The sequence below is a fragment of the Desulfovibrio psychrotolerans genome, assembly GCF_013340305.1.
GTDB lineage: Bacteria > Desulfobacterota > Desulfovibrionia > Desulfovibrionales > Desulfovibrionaceae > Halodesulfovibrio > Halodesulfovibrio psychrotolerans.
This window is the reverse complement of record NZ_BLVP01000001.1, coordinates 424,800-441,788: the sequence shown is the minus strand read 5'-3', so window position 1 is coordinate 441,788 and position 16,989 is coordinate 424,800. Positions and strand designations below refer to the sequence as shown.

Here is a 16,989-nt window from a genome sequence, read left to right as displayed (position 1 = left end):
GGTGACTGCTTAAAAACGGGCTGCCTGCAGATACGGGACAGAAAGCCGTATAGCGTCGTACTTTTGTCCTGCCCGGAAATTAATGCACTATCCGGGCCAGATGTTTCATTCTTTGGCGGAAGCGGCTGGTTTTGAGGGGAGAGTTTTGGAAAGCCAGCGGGAGAGGCGAGCGCCATAGGGATTATCCTGCCAGCCGGTGACAAAGGGAGAAACGAGGGACAGGCTTGCGCCGTGGAAAAGGGGGATGAGCGCAGCCTGTTCCACGAGAAGGGCTTCCGCAGCTTGATACATGGCCGTTTTACCTTCCGGGGTTCGCGCAGACTCGGCGGACGCCATAAGGCTGTCAAACTGGGGGTTGGCCCAGCGGCTGAAATTCGTGGCGGAAGCACTGTGGAAAACATTCAGGAAATATATGGGGGAGGGCAGCCCCGTTGTCCACGCACGGCGTGATACGGTGTAGTCTCCTGCCCGAAGGCTGGACATCAATTCCGGGAATGTCTTGTATTCTATGTCGGCGAAGACGTGAATTTTGCGCCAGTTACGGATAATGGCGGCCGTTATGAGGTTGCTTGAGGCTTCCTGCGTGGTCTGAATGGTGAGCCGCAGCGGGCGCGCATCGGAGTACCCGGCCTCGCGCATGAGCAGGGCAGCTTCTGCAAGGCGGACCTCATACGCCGAGGTGGGGGCGGCGAGGGGCGCGTATCCCTTCATGCGGGGTATGAGTCCGTAGGCGGGAACAGCGCCGTTATCCAGTCCTTCCGTAATTTTTTCGCGGTGAATGGAAAGATAGAGTGCGCGGCGCACCTTGAGCGAGGCAAGGCGGGGGTCTTTATGGTTCAGCGAAAGCCAGTAGGTGTTCAGTTGCGGGTTGGCGCGCAACCATCCGGGCATGTGCCGCTTGGCATACTGCACCTGATGGGCAGGCAGATGCTGCACAATATCTACATGCCCCGCCTGCGCCATACGGCAGGGGTTGTCATCGTCTTCCGTTACCAGATAGCACACTTTGTTGGGAGCAACCTGCGAGACCGAGTGAAAGTGCGGGTTCCTATGCAGGGAAAGCAGGTTGTCATTTTCTCGGGAAGAAATGGCAAACGGACCGTTAACAATCAGGTTTTCCGGTGTGCTCCATAGGTCGCCGTGGCGCTCTATGGCGTGCCGGGGAACGGGAACGGCACCCGTGTGGGTGAGCATGCGCAGGAAAAATGGGTTTGGTTCACGCAGCCTGATGATGAGCGTGCGGTCGTCCGGCGCGGCAATGCCCAGATTGGTGGCATCTCCTGTCTTGCGGGGCAATTCAGCCCCTTCTATGCCGTGAAAGTCGTAGCCTCTCGGGGCGTTTTCCCCAAGGGCAAAAAGTCGCGTGAAGGAGTAGAGAAAATCGCGGGAGGTGAGCGATGTTCCGTCTGACCAGCGCATATTGCTGCGCAGCCGGAAAGTGTATGTACGTCCATTGGGCGAAACGGTCCATTTCTCCGCTGCGCCCGGCAGAAGCTCTCCGTCAGGACCAACGGTGATAAGGCCTTCAAACAGGTCGGCAAGGATGGTGCTTGCCGCATGCGTATGTGCGCGGGCGGGGTCGAACTGTTCCGGAATGGTTCTTATGAGAATGCGCAGGGCATCCTGCGGGGCAGCGGGAGCAGTTGCCTTGTCAAGCGGTCGGGCATGGGCGGTTGCCACCAGCAGCAGGGTGTACAGTATGGCCAGCAGCAGGGGAGTGAAGAGGGCACGTACCGGAAAAGCATGGCTGATGGACGCTGGGGCTTGCTTTGTGCCGTGAATGGAGTGCATGTTTCTCGTGCAGTATGAGAAGTGGCGATAGTGCTTCTTCATGGTGTAGTTTCTGCGCGGATAGTACATCGGCAGCAGAAACAGTGCAAGCAGCGGAATGGCGAAGCGGAAGGACGGGATTTGCATTTCCTGAAAAGGGCTTACTGTGGCAACGCTATTCGCGTTTGCCTCCATCATACGGTTTTGCATAGCCATGAAGGATTAGCAGGGATGAAATATCCGCCCCGTGGGTGTCTGTCTCTGCTGAGCGCGGCTGCGGAGAAAGGAGATAATACTCGGCGGGGATCTCGGAGTCTGAAGGGCCTGCGCGCGTGTCCGCAAGGAATGGAGAGGCGTGGCTCGGCAATTCCACGCGGGCCACAAGGCGGAAGTATTTTCCCCTTCGTATATCCCGCAGTATAACCGTGCGCCCGGCGAGCAGGTCATGGACAAAGGCCTTTGCCTCGCGGGCCTTTTCTCTCTTCTCCGGGCTCTTGTCGCGCAGTTCCGGGGTATCGCACCCCGCAAGGCGGATGCTGATGTGCCTGCCTACAACGTCCGGAAAGGCTGGAATGTCAACAACGAGGGTGTCACCGTCCACCACGCGGACCACATGGGCTAAGGCGTCTCCGTAGGATGCTTCTGCCCCGAAGGCAATCTGCAAGGAGGTGCCTGCCAGAAGGGAGCAGCTCAGGAGCAGACGAAGGAGGGAGCGGAAAACCATGTTGCACATATAGTATTTGCTATATGCCGTGAGGCACAGTGTCAAGCCGGGGAAAAGTATCTGCGGGGGCTCTGGGCACATGGTGAGAGAGGAATGAAAATTGCAAATATCTTTCGTACATTGTACGAGACAGGAAAATGGCGCTTCCCCCCGGGGAGGAAGCGCCCGTTGCGCTTAATGCGCCTGGCGAACGCCTGATGTACGCTTGGCGAACGCCTGGTGAGCGCCCGATGTGTTTAAAAGGGCACTTGGAGAATAAGGCACGGCAGGCCGCAGAGGATGCGCTCTGGTAGGCGAAAAATCCTCAGGAACGGCAAGGTGCCGTGTGCGATTTAACCCGGGACTTCTTCCTTGGTAATGGCTTCAGCCTTTACGCGGTCCAGAAGTTCCGAGAAGACGGCCTTCACGTTTTCACGGATGTCGCCTGCAACGATGAGGAAGAGCAGGTCATCGCCGGGGCGGAGCTCGCCTTCATTGGCTTTGGCCACGATGCGGAAAATACCTTCGCGCTGTTCCATCTCCTTGCATATGGCCTGTATTCTGGCATGATCGGGACGAACCCGGACCGCGACAACATTGCTTTTGTCCTTGCGTGACCATGCCCGCACAACGCCATTATGCACGAGCATCATGCCAACGTGATCGGCAAAGCCCGGCTCCTGCTTCAGTTCGGCAAGGGCCTTGGTAACATCCATAGAGCCTCCGTGGTCTTAAATGGGAATAACGAATGTCCAGACTTTCCTCACTGCTTAGCAAACTGCCGCAATTCAAGGAAGCCCGGATGGTGGCTTCCGGCTACGGGTTGTGGGTCAACTGGAGTGGTGATCTGAACCCGTCCATAATCCAAACATTTCAGGATTACGGTGGGTTGCATCTTGCCACGGAACGCGGGCAGGCTTTGTGGTTTTTCTTCTCCACAGATGTATTTCTTGCGCTTGCGCGTCTTGAAATATGGGGAAAGTTCAACCGGTTGCCTGTTTTCGCGCAGGTTTTCTCCGCAAAGCTCCTGTTCAGCAGCAAGCGGGAGATAAATCTTTCCGTTGATACGGTGCTGGCGGCGCAAACAGCCATAGTCCCGGATGAGTTTGAGGTGTGGGTGCACCCGCGTGCCAGAGAGGATGGCAAGGGGCTGCCCGGCCTCACCTTTGAGGAACACAAACCCTACACCGGCCTTGCCTCTGCCGAATGGTCGTTGCTGCATGCGGATTCGCGTCTGCCCTATCAGTCTTCTCTTGGCTGGTATGGTGTGCTCAAACCGCTGGGAAATCCTCTGGAAAAAGGGTTTCAGGCAGGGTGGAGAGAGTTCTTCAAAGAGGTGGAGCAGGCCTTTCAGCGTCTTAAGATCAAGTTCATGCTGTTTGAGAACTATGTTTTCTTTCAGGTGGATAACCTTAGAACGCTGCGGCTGTGGTGCAAAGAATACCTGCATCTCATAGGTTCTCTCAAAGAAGAGGCACCGGAGCGCTACTGGCCCTGTGTTCAGGCGCTTGTAGACCGCAAGGGGTTGAATTTTAACAACGAGCTGCACAAAAAGGTGCGGCTGGACTGGGACCAGCTTGTGCCGGATTTTCCGCACATGAGCTACCGCAACGCCTATCTTCTGGGCGAAGGATTCGAGGTTCATGATACGCGGTTCAATGCAGATTCGAGCAGCGTGGACGACTGGTGCAATATAAACCTGACCCTCAGCGATTCGGACACGATAGGCATTTTACCTGTAGACATTTCCAACCGGCTTGTGGCGGGTGCGCATAACTACTGCTTCTATTGCGGGTTGCGAACGCATGAACCGGCCGCCTGCCCCACCCGGCATTTTGAAGATCTGGATACCTCCATCTGGAATAAAGTAGCGGCAATGGATTTTGAAACCATTAATACAGGTTTCAGAACCATAGATGCCGCCCTGCAGGGTGATGTGCATGAAGGGGTGAAGACCGTTCTCGGACGAGAGGGGCTGGATAACGTCCTGTTGCGGGCCGTGTTTTCCGTAACGGATACGTTTCAGTTGCGCATGATGCGCCGCATGTGGCTGGCGCGGGGAAAAGAGTACCCCAAAGGCGTGGATGAACTGGCTCCCAAAGACGATAACCCCATATGGGGCACGCTGAATACCATGCTCGCCGGGGAACTTATCCCGGCTGAAAAGGAACTGCAGCAGGTGGTCATACGGTTTCCGCGTGATTTCCGTTCCCGTACCATTAACGGGTTCATCGCCATGGAGCGGGGAGACCTCATCCGCGCGCAGCAGTTGTGGAAAGAGGGCGAATCGTTTTCCACCTCGCCGCTGCTGCAGGCGTACCACGTGTTTTTGCAGGGTCGTAATCTGGAGATTCAGGGCCGGTTTCAGCAAGCGAGCAATATGTACAAGCAGGTGCTGCGCCTGTGCCCGCAATGGCTTGAGGCGCTGTATCGTCAGGCCGTTTGTCAGGTGAAAATGGGATTTGCCGATCAGGCTATGGGGTTTTTGCTGGGGCTTATAGATAAGGACCCGCACATGTTCAACCGTGTGCTGCTGGACCCGGAGATGGAGCGCGGGCATATACAGATTCTTTCCGCCCTGAATGTGCCGTGGACAGAAACCGAGGCTAAAGCAGGGCAGATGCGTGACGGGCTGGAAAAGCTCCGGCTGGATATCGCCACATGGTTCCCGGAGGAACATCCTTTTGCCGAGCAGGCTTTGGCCCGCATTTCACGGCTGCTGCAACTGGCTCAGGTGAAGAACTTTGTTCCCTTTATGGGGCTTTTGCAGGGGCGGGAGCGACTGGACCGTGACATGCAGATGCGCATCAATCAGGAAGCGCGCGACCTGAAGCAGAAGTTCAAATATTATCTCGACAGGTTGGCATACATTCGGGATGAGGCTGCGTGGTTTCCTTTTCCCGGTATTCTCATCGAGTTCAATAAGCAATACAACATGTGTGCGGCCAATCTGAACTGGGCGCTTAAAACGCATTTTCAGGTGGCGGAAACATTCAAGCGTGCACAGAAAATGGCCGAAGTGGAGGAGGAGCGGCTTAAACTGCTGGAAACGCGCCTGCGTTTTCTGAGAGTCGTCCGCGATGCCACACTGTTCATGCTTATCATGGGAAAAACGTTCTTCTGGCTGGAACTGGCCTTCATGCTGCTTACGCTTATCGGGCTGCCCCTCACTATCTATTACGGCCAGACTATCATGGCAGACTGGGCCACAGATCTGGTGGTGAAGCAGAAATGGCAGATACAGAAGGGGCTTATCCTTATTCTTTCCGTTCTGGCACTGGGAGTTGCCGCGCTGCGTACCGCAGTGGTTTTTGAAAAGGTGCGCGAGAAGCTCTTCCGCAAGGCGCGGGGATTGGGATAGCCGAAACCCTGTGGGGAGTCGCTTTTCCGGCAGGCGGCTGGCATATCTGTTACTGTAGAAAGGCGCGCGATCAGGCTGACCATACGGCCAGTGCTCTTTCCACAAGAGCCTGTATAAGCGGGTCCTCTCTGCGGCGGGCAAGGCAGGCTAGGCTGAGCGGAACGCTGAGCGGACTGCCCTGATTGACCGAACTGGCCGAACTGACCGAACTGGCTGAACTGGCCGGCTGTCTTTGAGCGGAAGGGGTATTCCGGAACATGTCCGGTTCGTCCCACACCACGGCAAGGCCCTCCTCTTCCAGCAATTCCCCCATGTCGCGTCGCATAACCGATGCGCCTTTTCCGTTGGCCACCATTTCCCGGACGATGTACTCGTCCAGAGCGTCCGCAACAGGACGCGGGCGTACCCCGTATTCCGCCATGCGGTCTGCCACCAGCTTGTGGAACGGGCACTCGCAGGTGGTCCACAGCCATGGCAGGGCGGCAAGCGATTTCCATGTGAAGTCGCGCACGGTCATGCCGTTTCGCACGAACCGGGTGGGAATGACCACGCACAGTGGCACATCGGCAAGTGGAATCTCGTCTATGCCTTCATCGCCGCTCAGTCCGAAGCGGAATCCGGCATCCAGCACGCCCTCGCGCAGCAGGCTTGTGGTCGCAAGGGTCTGTGACGGAATAAACTCCATTCTGATTTTGGGATAATGGCGCTCCATCTGGGCATCCAGCGTGCGCATGCGCAGGAAGGCGGGGTCTGTGTTCAGTCCCATGGTAATGACCCCGGTGGGCGTCGCGGAAAGCCTGCCCGCCGCATCCCTGAGAGCCTGCGCGGCATTGAGCACCTGCCGTGCCTGCTGGTGCAGGGTTTTACCGTGGGCTGTGAGTTCCATGCCCCGTGCTTTACGTTCAAAGAGAACGACTCCCAGCGATTCTTCAAGTCCCCGTATCTGCGTGCTGAGTGCGGACTGGCTTATATGCAACACACGGGCGGCTCTGGTGAGGTTTCTTTCCCGCGCCACACAGAGAAAAGATTTGAGCTGGTTAAGTTCCATGGCTGTTCCGGGGATGCCGTTCGGAAAAACAGAATGCACCCATCAGGTTAATCTGTTGGAAAGATGGTTCTGAATACGGCATTACGGGTTCTGATACAAGACCATACAGGAGCTGTACATGCGCGGAAAGAAGTTGGGACCGTTCCTTCTGAGCGGATTGATGGTGGGGCCGGTACTGGGGTCGGGCATATTCATTCTGCCGCCGTTGGTGTACGGCGAGGCGGGGGAATGGGCCCTGCCCGCATGGATGATAACCGTGTGCCTGAACGCGGTGTTTGCTTTTGTGTTCGGATTTCTCTCCATCCGTTTTCCGGGCAGCGGCGGGGTGTCGGATGCCATTGCCCACGCCTTCGGCATACGGGCAGGGATGCTTGCATCGCTGTATCTCATCTCGGCGGTCATATTCGGTCCTGCCGCAGTGTTGCTGACCATTGCCCAGTATCTGCCCTTGCCTCCGGTGTTTCCGGAGGCAGCGGAGTGGCTGGCCGCTGGTGTTTTTTCAGGGCAGGGAGAGCAGGGACAGCGTATGCTGCTGGCTCTGGGGCTGGTGGGGCCGGGATATGTGCTCCTGCTGCAGCGTATCCGCGCCGTGGGGACTGTGGCACTGGTGCTTTCTTCCGTTTCCGCAGTATTGTTGTTTGCCGGAGGTATTCTGGTGCTGGCACTGCATGACGGTGGGCAACCGCTGCTGCCGGAAACGGGGAGCTTCGAGACAAGCGTGTTTGGGCACGCCCTGCTCATGCTGTTCTGGATAATCGTGGGCTGGGAAGTGGTAGGGAATTACAGCGGCGATGTGGAAACTCCCGGGCGCACCATACCGCGTGCCGTTCTGGGCAGTGTTGCGGCGGTAACGCTGGTGGAGATGTGCGTGGCGCTGGCTGTTCAGCGCGAGGCGTTGCCTACGGCGGCGGGGTACGGCGTGGCGAGACTGTTGTACCCTCTGTTTGGTGATGCGGGGCAGATGGTATGTGCCCTGCTGGTTACGGCTCTGTGCACGACCACTTACCTGATGTTTGTGGGAGGGGTGGCACGGTTGGTGTCATCTCTGGCTGCATCACTGACTTCAGCCATTCATGTGTCATCGGCCTTTGGGACACGGTCGGTCGTGCGGGGTAACCGGAAGTACGGGCGCGGAGCCGTTGCCGTATTCCTGCCGCTGCTCCGGCTGCTGGAACGACGGAACGGGGCGGATGTGCCCGTGGGGGCTGTAACTCTGCTGTGCGTTGCGCAGGCGGCCACCCTGATTGCCTGCATGGCCGGGCTGGCGCGGCTTGAATCACTGGTATCCGTTGCCAGCGGGTTCTTTCTCGCCAATGCACTCATGGGCATTGCAGCAGCCATTGTCATGCTGCACGTGCCATGGCAGCGGGGAGCCGCAGGGCTGCTGGCAACGGTACTGCTTGTGGTGCTGTGGCAGGCTGCGTGGTTTGTTCTGGCAGTGGTGGCTGTGCTTGCCGTGCTTTGTCTTGTGCCGTGGAAAAGCACGCAGCGGCGGGATATGGCCGCACCGCTGCGTGTGCAAGGCAGTGAAAAGAGAAGTTAGTACCTAATTATCTGTTCAGGAGTAGCTGATCTGCGCCATATGCAGCCCGTCATGCTCCGCGCAATTCTTCCAGATGTGTGCGCGCGAACTCGATGGAAGGGTCGATTTCCAACGCGGCGGAAAGGTATTCTTCCGCCTCGTCCCGCCGGTCGAGAAACTTGCAGCACAGGCCCAGATTGGCGAGGTCTATGGCAGACCCCTTGTCCAGGTCTTTTATCAGGGTGCGGAAATCTTCCGCAGCCTCTGCGTACATGCCGAGCTTGAATCGTGTGACACCACGGAAGTTGAAATATTCCTTCATCTCCGGGCACAGGGCTACGGCGCGGTCCAGAGCGGGCAGGGCGGCCTGCCAGTCCTCCCGCAGAGTGTGGCAGTAGCCGCTGTAAAAAGCGGCAAGGCCGCGGGCATCGGCTTCCGGCTGTAAGGGTTCCGCTTCTTCAAACAGGGCGCAGGCAGCATCAAAGGCTTCTGCCCGCAGGGCCAGCATGCCTTTGAAGAAAGGCAGAAAGTGTGCGCCGGGATAGATGTCTTCAAGGACCTCCAACCCCTGCATGGCGGATGCCGCGTCATGTTCCTCGCTCAGGATGCGGCCTACAAAAAGCCCGAGGCTGGCGTTTTTATCCCGTTCGCGGAACTGGAAGCCGGGAACAATGTTGTAATTGGCGGAAACGTTCAGTTCCGGGTTGGTGGTCTGCACGGAGTAAAGCGTGTAGCCCGCGGATTCAAGGCCGCGCGCCAGCGCCATGAGTTCCTCGTAGATATCGGCATGCTCCACACCGGGCAGCGAATCCAGAGGAACCGTAGGGCCTTCCAGCAGCCATGCCATATCTTCCGGGCGGGCGTATTTGGGCAGCCCGGATGCCTCGTAGCAGGCTCCGGATTCGAAGTCGCCCGCAAGCTGTGCCACCTCCGTGAGGGCGCGTACCGCTGCCTTGACGGGAGAGGAAGCCGTTCCGGCAGTGTAGACTATCTCCGATTTGTGCGGGAAGGTTGCGGGATCCCATGCAATGGCCGCCACGGTGGGGACAGGCAGACCCAGCGAAAAGTCTTTGAGCACCACCACGATGCCGTTCTCCGTGAATTTGGCGTGGAGCCGCTTGAGCACGGAGTCGGAAATGGAGGCCGGGTCAATGGTGGGAACCGGCGTGCCTGCCCTGTCTATGAGGCAGCAGACGTGGCGCTCCACCAGTTCACATGCGCCCTGAAAGATGGATTCTTCATCGGTGTTGCCCGCCGAAGACCCGTTGAATTCACCCAGTTTGCGGAACCAGTCCAGCGGGATCATGCGTTCCGCACCGTACAGCACGTCTGTGGCAGGGCAGAACCACCATTGGGTCAGGTCCAGAACGCGGGCTGCATCGGCAGGAGAGATGGTTTCCGAAACGGATTGCAGCATCTGCTCCATGGGGATGAGCCGGTCGCCGAACCGGGCCGCTGCTTCTGACCATGTGCACCGTACCATGCGGGGTTTGCTGTCCCAGAAGGTCCAGTAGCTGTAACGCTCCATCAGTTCCATGAGGGCAGAGGCTTCTGCCTGCTCCACTGAAGCACCTTTACCCATCTGTTTGCGGGTGGGCATGAACTTTCTGGCATCCGCACCACAGACCGAAAGGAAGACGGGAATGTCCAGCCGCCCGGTATCTATTCGGCGGGTTTCCGCCAGAATGCGGGTTTCCAGCTGCTCCAGCCGTGCCCGAACGCGGGCTACCGTTTCGGCGGGAGTCATGACCTTGTCCTGATCAGTGGTATAGTGCTTGGGGCAGGGCTTGAGTGTAATCATGCTATTTGGCTCGCAATCTGTGAATGGTGAACAGGGAACGGGTGGTCTGGGGCGTGGCCGCATCGTCCGCTCCGACGCTGTCTGCTTCCGTTATCTTTGTGCCCACGGTGCGCTCCTGCATCTGGAATTCCCGCTCGGCCAGCTTGAAGAATTTTTTTGCCTTGCGGCGGTAGTCCTTGGCAAGCAGGGCTTCGGAGGAAGGGCCGGGGGCAAGGTGGTGGCGCAGGCATTTGACCAGTGCCCGGTGCAGCGATTCCAGATACAGCACCTCTGCGCCGGCAATATAGTCGAACGTACGATTCAGGCGGGTTTCGGCAATGTCCATGCGGCATACGGTTACCCTGTCACCAAGGTCGTTGCGCAGGGCGTTAATGCGGGCAAAAAGCAGAGCGTCTTCGTTGATGTCTGTGATGAAGACTTCGGAAAATCCGTGCGCGGCGGCGATGAGGCCCGATACGCCGCAACCCGCCCCTATCTCCAGCAGGCTTTTGCCTTCTGCGGACAGGTGGCGCAGAAAATGCCCCAGCATGATTGAGGCAGGCCATATCTTGGCCCAGAGGGGCATAGCCTTGAGTGCGTCTTCCCTGAGCGTGGGAATGAGTTGATCCAGATACTCCCGCATGTTCTGCACCTGCAGGATTTCCAGCCTGATGTCGCCTACGGCAAGTTGCTCGAACTCCACGGAAAAACGCTGGCGTGCCATATCAAGAAGTTCGTCTAGGGGGGCGTCCAGACGGTATTGCATGTTCATTCCTTGGCTGCGTTGTGTGGGCCTTTGGCCCTGTTGTGTGCCGCGGGTTCCGGGGTGTTTCCTGCGGCGGCACCTGCCGTTCATGCCCTATGACGGGCGTTTGCGCAAGGCGGAGTGGGGGTATGTTTCTCAGCTTCGGGCGGACGCGGGACGGCAGACGGGGGCTGACCTGCGCTTCGAGTTCTGCTACACAGACTCCGGTGCCGCTGAATGACTGACAAGGCATGCGGCGGTATCTATTTCATACGCGCTGGCGCGCAGGAGAAAGCATGGAAAATCCCTATGTTCTGCTGGAAACGACCCTTGGAGATATTCTCATTGAACTGCTGCCGGAACAGGCACCCGCAAGCGTTGCCAATTTTCTGCGGTATGTGGATGCCAAGCACTACGATTATACTATTTTTCACCGCGTTATACGCGGATTTATGATTCAGGGGGGCGGGTACGACAACCGCCTGCAACGCAGGGAAACGTTTGAGCCTGTGGTGAATGAGGCCACGAACGGGCTTTCCAACCTCAAGGGTACCGTTGTGTTGGCGCGGGCTACGGAAAAGGATTCTGCCTGCGATGAGTTTTTCATTAACGCGGAAGACAACGCCGACCTTGATCATCAGGATGATACCGATGAAGGCTTCGGCTACGCCGTGTTCGGACGGGTAGTGGAAGGCATGGACGTGGTGAAGAAGATAAACTGGAAGGTGACCAAGGCCAGAGACGGCTTTGATGACCTGCCTGTGGATGATATTGAGATTATTTCGGCACGGCGGTTCGAGTAGGCTGCATGCTGATGCGGCATACCTGAACAGGACGGGGCGTGTTCGTCAGTCAGTCAGGCAGGCAGGCAGGCAGCCCCGGTGCCCCGACATTAGAGGGGTGGAAGAAAAATGGAAAATGGCGGACGAGTGGAGACGATGAGGCTTTGTGCGAAGAGGAAAATGGAAAAGGCCGGTCTTTGGGACCGGCCTTTTCCGAAGTGTGGAGCGGGAAACGGGATTTGAACCCGCGACTTCAACCTTGGCAAGGTTGCACTCTACCACTGAGTTATTCCCGCAGGAAATATATCTGCCTTGCGGCGTATCGACTTATGGAGCGGGAAACGGGATTTGAACCCGCGACCTTCAGCTTGGGAAGCTGACACTCTACCGCTGAGTTATTCCCGCACGTATGTAAAACGGCTCCTGATCAACATTGCCTTTTCGGGCAAATGCCGGTGGCTTGCGCCACCGGCCCTTGTTCTCTGGAGCGGGAAACGGGATTTGAACCCGCGACTTCAACCTTGGCAAGGTTGCACTCTACCACTGAGTTATTCCCGCATTATGGAGGCGGCATCCAGATTTGAACTGGAGAATGGAGGTTTTGCAGACCTCTGCCTTACCACTTGGCTATGCCGCCTCATCGTTCCTTCGGCGTGGATACAGTGACAGTGAAGTCATTTGTATCCTTGAGGAATCACCATGGATTGCCTCTCGCCGGAGTGCTTTTGCCTGAACCCGGAAAGGATTGCAAGCACTTTTTTGAAAAACTTATCCCGCCCCGGCACCGTGCTGTCGTAACCGCTGTTGGAAGCGGCTTTGCGCGCCGTACCAGTGCTTGGGGAAGCAGGAAGTTGCCATAGCCACGGCTACTTGTCAATTCAATGTTCGCGGAAGAACGAAACGGGATGGCTGCTTGCCGGGAGTGGGGGGAAGCCGGACAGAACCGGACGAAACTGGACGAGACTGGACGAAAAAGGAAGAACCCCGGAAAGAGGGCCGGGGTTCATCATGTGTATGAAAGGCCGCATATGGAGTCGTAAGGCCATGTGCGGCAGATGATCAAGTGGAGCGGGAAACGGGATTTGAACCCGCGACTTCAACCTTGGCAAGGTTGCACTCTACCACTGAGTTATTCCCGCTCGTATTGTGTGAAGACCGCAGTGCCGACCGTTCATTCAGATGTAGGTCTTTCAGAAGCGCTCCGCACTGACGAGGTGGGTTTATACGCAAAGAGTTTTGGAGGGTCAAGTGGAAAGTGAAAAAAGCTTGCCTAGGTCGTTTTTCGTATTATGTTGGAGCTTTGACAGGCAGTGTGGTTGGTCCGGATTTTCTGCGGGCCGGTTTGCGGGCCCGCAGGTGGCTTTTCCGGAGCTGCGCGGGTGGGCCGGGAGAGGCCGGAAGGAACGCAATAACGGTCCGGTGAACTTTATCTGCCCGGAATTTTGTGGGTTTTAGTGTGAAAGCAAGTAGTGCTTTACTTATGCACGAGCATTGGTATATGCCTGTGTGCTCTTTATACTGGATACCGACGTGGTTCCGCTGATTGTTGTTAGCCGTTCACCCTCTGTGAACCGTGCCGGGGCATGCCGAGACGTGACATGCCGAGACATGCCGAGGAGGACTTATGGAACAGAAAGACCTGGATTATTTCCGAGATCTGCTGCACGCCATGCTGGAAGAAGCCCAGCAGAAGGGCGATGCCACCCTCGACGAACTGACGGACAGCAACGAGATTTTTGCTGATCCTGCGGATAGAGCCACTGCGGAATCTGACCGCGCTTTCACGTTGCGCATCCGTGACCGGGAAAGGAAGCTCATCAAGAAAATCCGTGCCGCCATAGGGCGCATGGAAGAGGGAAGCTACGGCGTTTGCGAAGACTGCGGATGCGACATTGGCGTGCCGCGGCTCAAGGCTCGTCCTGTGACCAAGCTGTGCATCAACTGCAAAAGCAAACAGGAAGAGGACGAACGCGAGCGGGCCGACTAGCCGCTCCGTTACTCTGCGGGCATGGACGCGCATTTTTTCAGACGGCTGGCGCAGGAACTTGCCGAAGCGCTGCAAGGCGCACGCGTGGAGCGGTTTTATGCGCCCGCGCCGGATGTTACCACCATTGTTTTACACGGAACCGGCCCCAAGCGGCATTTGCTGCTTCGGGCCGGTCGTCGTTTTCCGCTGCTGATGCTGGCCGATGAGCGCCCTGCAAACCCGGATACGCCTTCCGCCCATGCCATGTGGTTGCGTAAATACGCCGGGAACCGGCGGTTGGGAAAGGCTGTTGCCGATTGGCTGCAGCGCCGCATGGCGTTTCCGCTTTCCGGAGAGAAGGGCGGCTGGCTAGTGCTGGACCTGCGGGACGGGGTTACGGTGCTTGACGCTCTTCCGGACAATTTCGGGCAGGTGCCGCCGTGGCCGCCCCACGAAGACTTTGCCGCCATGCTTGAGTCCAAGGGTGATTCCAAAGGTGATGCCGGAGGTGATGCCGGTGGCGATGGCGGAAGGGATGGCGACGTGTGGCGCAGATATCCTCACTATACGCCGCTGCTGCGGGAGACGCTGGCGTGCATGGCGGGATTGGGGAAGGGGGCGCACAAAGACGTGAATCCGGGCGGTTTGGAACCGGATGCGTACCTTGAGGCGAGGGCGCTGCTGGCAGATGTGGAGTTTGGTCCCGGCGGGTGCGATACCCCCGTGTATTGCTATGTGCGCCCGGGCAGGGCTGCGATGCTCAGCACATGGCCGCTGCATCCCGCCCAATATGAAGGGTACGGGGAGCGGGAGTTTGCCACGGCGCTGGAGGCAGCCCTTGTTGCCGGGGAGCCGGAGCTGTTTGGCACTATGGACCGCGCGCGGCAGGCACAGGAAGATGCCCCCCTGCGCAGTGCGCTCAAGCGGGCGCGTAAAACCCTTGCCAAGCTGGATGCCGAGGAGCGCAGGCTTCAGGCCATGATGGCCGGGCATGATGATGCGCTTGCCCTGCAGGCAGAACTGTGGCGCATAGGGACGGACGCGCGGCTTGAAGCGGTGGAGGTGCCGTTCCCGGATGGCGGATGCAGGCGTATTGCGCTGGATTCCTTACGCACCGTGCACGAAAACATGGAGCACCTTTTCCGGCAGGCGGCACGCGGCAGGCGGGGCATAGGTATGCTGGATGCGCGGCGCGGGCAGTTGCGGGAACAGATTGCGCGGCTTGAGGCAGGCGATGCCGGCGCGGTGCCGCTCCCTCGTTCCGGGAAGGCGGACAACATTTCCGGTACTCGGACAGGCGGGAAGACCGTTCAGGGTATGCGCAGCGGCGGCAAAGGGCAGCGGAAAGAAGTGAAGGGGCAGCGCAATGACGCAGGGGTGCATAAGCTCTTTCAGCGTTTCCGCAGTTCTGACGGTCTGCTTATGCTGCGTGGCAGGAATGCCAAGGGCAATCATGAAATTTTGAACCGGGCGCAGCCGCATGACCTGTGGTTTCATGCGGAGGATGGTCCCAGCGCGCATCTGGTGCTGCGGCTTGAGTTTCCCGGGCAGGAAGTGCCTGAGCAGACCCTGCGCGAGGCGGCTGTTCTGGTGGGACTGAAAAGCTGGCAGCGCGAGGGCGGGCAGGCACGGGTGATGTGCGCGTTTGTCCGCAATGTGCGCAAGGTGAAGGGGGCTGCTGTGGGGGCGGTGCATGTTGCGCGCATGGAGCGGTCTTTGCTCGTGGAGCTTGCGGAAGAAGTGGAGCGGCGTCTTGCGCCGGAATGCCCTGAGGCTGTTGACGAGTCTCTCCCGTGACGGGGGAGATGAGGAAGATAGCTGGCCGTTTGCCGTAGCCGGGTCAACAAGCATTTGACTGGGCGGTGGGCGCGTGTAATAAATGGGAACACACAAAGTCGGGAATTCGACTGCTGCGTGCGGGCATTGGCCGGGGGGCGTCTCTTGCAGCGAAGGCAGTCTACATGTTGAAAAGGCTACGAAATTTGCTCGCAGCCCCGCAGGCGATAGCCCGGGTGTGCGCTTCTGACTCTGCCTATTCCCACGCGGATTCTACCGTGACGGGGGGAGGTCAGGGACATACCTCCGCTACGCTGGTTGCACGTCAGCCCATCTTTGACCGTGACGCGGCCATATGGGGGTATGAGCTTCTCTTCCGCCGCCCGCCGGACACCGAGAATTTTCCCAGCGAGGTGGATTCTAACGTTGCCACCTCTTCCGTCATTGCGGACGGTTTTTCCATCGTTCAGCCCGCCTTGCTCCCCAACCAGAAGGTACTCATCAACTTTACCGCAGAACTGCTGGAACAGCAGATTCCCAAGGTGCTGCCCGCCGCCCAGTGCGGTGTGGAGATTCTGGAGAACGTGGTTCCCAGCCGGGAGGTGCTGCGTTCTCTGCTGCACCTCAAGCATGACGGGTATCTGCTTGCCGTGGATGACTATGTGGGACAGGGCGAACTGGAGCTGTTCCTCAAGGTGGCGGACATTGTGAAGGTGGATGTGCTGGGGCGCCCGTTGCGCGATGTGTTCGGCAACGTGAAGGATCTTAAGCAGTATCCCTGCCTGCTGCTGGCGGAGAAGGTGGAAGACCAGAATACCTTTCAGGTATGCCACCGGATGGGGTTTGACCTGTTTCAGGGCTTTTTCTTCTCCCGTCCCGAGATTATGCGCGGGAAAAAACTCTCTGCCTCGCAGGCGGTGAAGATGCGGCTTTTGACCAAGCTTTCCGACGAGAATTTTTCCGTTGCGGAAATTGGTGAAGCGCTGCGGGCCGATGTTTCGCTTGTGTACAAGCTTATGAAATACCTTAACTCCGTACATTTTTCCCTGCCCATGAAGGTGCGGAGTGTGGAGCACGGCATTGCCCTTCTGGGGAGCAAGAAGCTGAAGCAGTGGTTGTGCGTGACGGTGCTTTCTGAACTGGAAACCGCGCCCATGGCCAAGCATGTGGTTTCGCAGGCGGCGCAGCGGGGCAAGTTCCTGGAATTGCTGGGCACCGGGGCGAGGGGGGGCGTGGAGTCCAACAGCCTGTTCCTGCTGGGACTTTTTTCCCTGCTGGAGACGCTGCTTTCCGTATCGCTGGAAGACATGCTCAAGGACATGCCGCTGGACGAGGAGATTGTCAGTGCCCTGCAGGGAGGGGAGAGTGCCTACACCCCGTGGCTGCAACTGCTGACCTCGTATGAACGGGCCGAGTGGGATGAAACCATGGCGGTCATGGGGCAACTGGGCCTGAGTGAGGAACGCGTGGTAAAGGCGTACGAAGAGTCTTTGCAGTGGGCTATGGCGTTTTTTGACTGATGCCGGTTGTAACGCC

Annotated in this window: 12 protein-coding genes and 5 tRNA genes; 6 read left to right on the top strand and 11 right to left on the bottom strand. The window is 58.1% G+C overall.

From position 1 onward, the window contains the following. Positions 1-105 precede the first annotated feature (105 nt). From HUV26_RS01955 to HUV26_RS01945, 3 genes are all read right to left on the bottom strand, one after another. Complete coding sequence (locus HUV26_RS01955; RefSeq protein WP_174408399.1) at positions 106-1,968, bottom strand: peptide ABC transporter substrate-binding protein; 1,863 nt, start codon at positions 1,966-1,968, stop codon at positions 106-108. Beyond that, on the bottom strand, positions 1,946-2,503 hold the full coding sequence (locus HUV26_RS01950; protein ID WP_243451218.1) for a thermonuclease family protein: 558 nt from the start codon (positions 2,501-2,503) through the stop codon (positions 1,946-1,948). The genes HUV26_RS01955 and HUV26_RS01950 overlap by 23 nt, the downstream gene beginning before the upstream one ends. A 323-nt stretch (positions 2,504-2,826) precedes the next feature. Further along, positions 2,827-3,189, bottom strand: coding sequence for a molybdenum cofactor biosynthesis protein MoaE (locus HUV26_RS01945; RefSeq protein ID WP_174408397.1), 363 nt, complete (start codon positions 3,187-3,189; stop codon positions 2,827-2,829). A 32-nt stretch (positions 3,190-3,221) separates the two neighbouring features. On the opposite strand from HUV26_RS01945, the gene HUV26_RS01940 reads away from it, so the two are divergent. Further along, the gene (locus tag HUV26_RS01940) at positions 3,222-5,834 is read left to right on the top strand and encodes a tetratricopeptide repeat protein (RefSeq protein ID WP_174408396.1); all 2,613 of its coding nucleotides are present in this window, start codon (positions 3,222-3,224) and stop codon (positions 5,832-5,834) included. A gap of 70 nt (positions 5,835-5,904) precedes the next feature. On the opposite strand, the gene HUV26_RS01935 is transcribed toward HUV26_RS01940, so the two are convergent. Beyond that, positions 5,905-6,882 (bottom strand): LysR family transcriptional regulator, encoded by a 978-nt coding sequence (locus tag HUV26_RS01935; protein WP_174408395.1) that lies wholly within the window; start codon positions 6,880-6,882, stop codon positions 5,905-5,907. 118 nt (positions 6,883-7,000) lie between these two features. Between HUV26_RS01935 and HUV26_RS01930 the strand changes: the two genes are divergently transcribed. Continuing rightward, on the top strand, positions 7,001-8,425 hold the full coding sequence (locus HUV26_RS01930) for an APC family permease (protein WP_174408394.1): 1,425 nt from the start codon (positions 7,001-7,003) through the stop codon (positions 8,423-8,425). A gap of 49 nt (positions 8,426-8,474) precedes the next feature. On the opposite strand, the gene HUV26_RS01925 is transcribed toward HUV26_RS01930, so the two are convergent. Continuing rightward, on the bottom strand, positions 8,475-10,205 hold the full coding sequence (locus HUV26_RS01925) for a YcaO-like family protein (protein WP_174408393.1): 1,731 nt from the start codon (positions 10,203-10,205) through the stop codon (positions 8,475-8,477). Between the two features lies 1 nt (position 10,206). After that, the gene (locus tag HUV26_RS01920; protein ID WP_243451217.1) at positions 10,207-10,950 is read right to left on the bottom strand and encodes a class I SAM-dependent methyltransferase; all 744 of its coding nucleotides are present in this window, start codon (positions 10,948-10,950) and stop codon (positions 10,207-10,209) included. Between the two features lie 275 nt (positions 10,951-11,225). On the opposite strand from HUV26_RS01920, the gene HUV26_RS01915 reads away from it, so the two are divergent. Further along, positions 11,226-11,732, top strand: coding sequence for a peptidylprolyl isomerase (locus tag HUV26_RS01915; RefSeq protein ID WP_174408391.1), 507 nt, complete (start codon positions 11,226-11,228; stop codon positions 11,730-11,732). A gap of 200 nt (positions 11,733-11,932) precedes the next feature. Here HUV26_RS01915 and HUV26_RS01910 read toward each other — a convergent pair. From HUV26_RS01910 to HUV26_RS01890, 5 genes are all read right to left on the bottom strand, one after another. After that, positions 11,933-12,007 (bottom strand) — tRNA-Gly (locus tag HUV26_RS01910). A gap of 34 nt (positions 12,008-12,041) precedes the next feature. Continuing rightward, a tRNA-Gly gene (locus HUV26_RS01905) sits at positions 12,042-12,116 on the bottom strand. Between the two features lie 78 nt (positions 12,117-12,194). After that, positions 12,195-12,269: transfer RNA gene (locus HUV26_RS01900), tRNA-Gly, on the bottom strand. A gap of 4 nt (positions 12,270-12,273) precedes the next feature. Next, a tRNA-Cys gene (locus tag HUV26_RS01895) sits at positions 12,274-12,348 on the bottom strand. 427 nt (positions 12,349-12,775) lie between these two features. Continuing rightward, positions 12,776-12,850: transfer RNA gene (locus HUV26_RS01890), tRNA-Gly, on the bottom strand. A gap of 485 nt (positions 12,851-13,335) precedes the next feature. On the opposite strand from HUV26_RS01890, the gene dksA reads away from it, so the two are divergent. From dksA to HUV26_RS01875, 3 genes are all read left to right on the top strand, one after another. Next, entirely contained in the window at positions 13,336-13,698 is a 363-nt protein-coding gene (gene dksA / locus HUV26_RS01885) for an RNA polymerase-binding protein DksA (RefSeq protein WP_174408390.1), read from the top strand. 21 nt (positions 13,699-13,719) lie between these two features. Further along, a complete protein-coding gene (locus tag HUV26_RS01880; protein ID WP_174408389.1) occupies positions 13,720-15,474 on the top strand; it encodes an NFACT RNA binding domain-containing protein in 1,755 nt (584 codons plus the stop codon). Positions 15,475-15,731: 257 nt separating this feature from the next. Further along, positions 15,732-16,973 carry an EAL and HDOD domain-containing protein gene (locus HUV26_RS01875; RefSeq protein ID WP_243451216.1) on the top strand — a complete coding sequence of 414 codons (1,242 nt, stop codon included), beginning with the start codon at positions 15,732-15,734 and terminating at the stop codon, positions 16,971-16,973. Positions 16,974-16,989: the final 16 nt, after the last annotated feature.

Coding starts and splice junctions, on each gene's coding strand:
- HUV26_RS01955 (WP_174408399.1), bottom strand. CDS start 1,968: ATGATGGAGGCAAACGCGAATAGCGTTGCCACAGTAAGCCCTTTTCAG.
- HUV26_RS01950 (WP_243451218.1), bottom strand. CDS start 2,503: ATGTGCAACATGGTTTTCCGCTCCCTCCTTCGTCTGCTCCTGAGCTGC.
- HUV26_RS01945 (WP_174408397.1), bottom strand. CDS start 3,189: ATGGATGTTACCAAGGCCCTTGCCGAACTGAAGCAGGAGCCGGGCTTT.
- HUV26_RS01940 (WP_174408396.1), top strand. CDS start 3,222: ATGTCCAGACTTTCCTCACTGCTTAGCAAACTGCCGCAATTCAAGGAA.
- HUV26_RS01935 (WP_174408395.1), bottom strand. CDS start 6,882: ATGGAACTTAACCAGCTCAAATCTTTTCTCTGTGTGGCGCGGGAAAGA.
- HUV26_RS01930 (WP_174408394.1), top strand. CDS start 7,001: ATGCGCGGAAAGAAGTTGGGACCGTTCCTTCTGAGCGGATTGATGGTG.
- HUV26_RS01925 (WP_174408393.1), bottom strand. CDS start 10,205: ATGATTACACTCAAGCCCTGCCCCAAGCACTATACCACTGATCAGGAC.
- HUV26_RS01920 (WP_243451217.1), bottom strand. CDS start 10,950: ATGCAATACCGTCTGGACGCCCCCCTAGACGAACTTCTTGATATGGCA.
- HUV26_RS01915 (WP_174408391.1), top strand. CDS start 11,226: ATGGAAAATCCCTATGTTCTGCTGGAAACGACCCTTGGAGATATTCTC.
- dksA (WP_174408390.1), top strand. CDS start 13,336: ATGGAACAGAAAGACCTGGATTATTTCCGAGATCTGCTGCACGCCATG.
- HUV26_RS01880 (WP_174408389.1), top strand. CDS start 13,720: ATGGACGCGCATTTTTTCAGACGGCTGGCGCAGGAACTTGCCGAAGCG.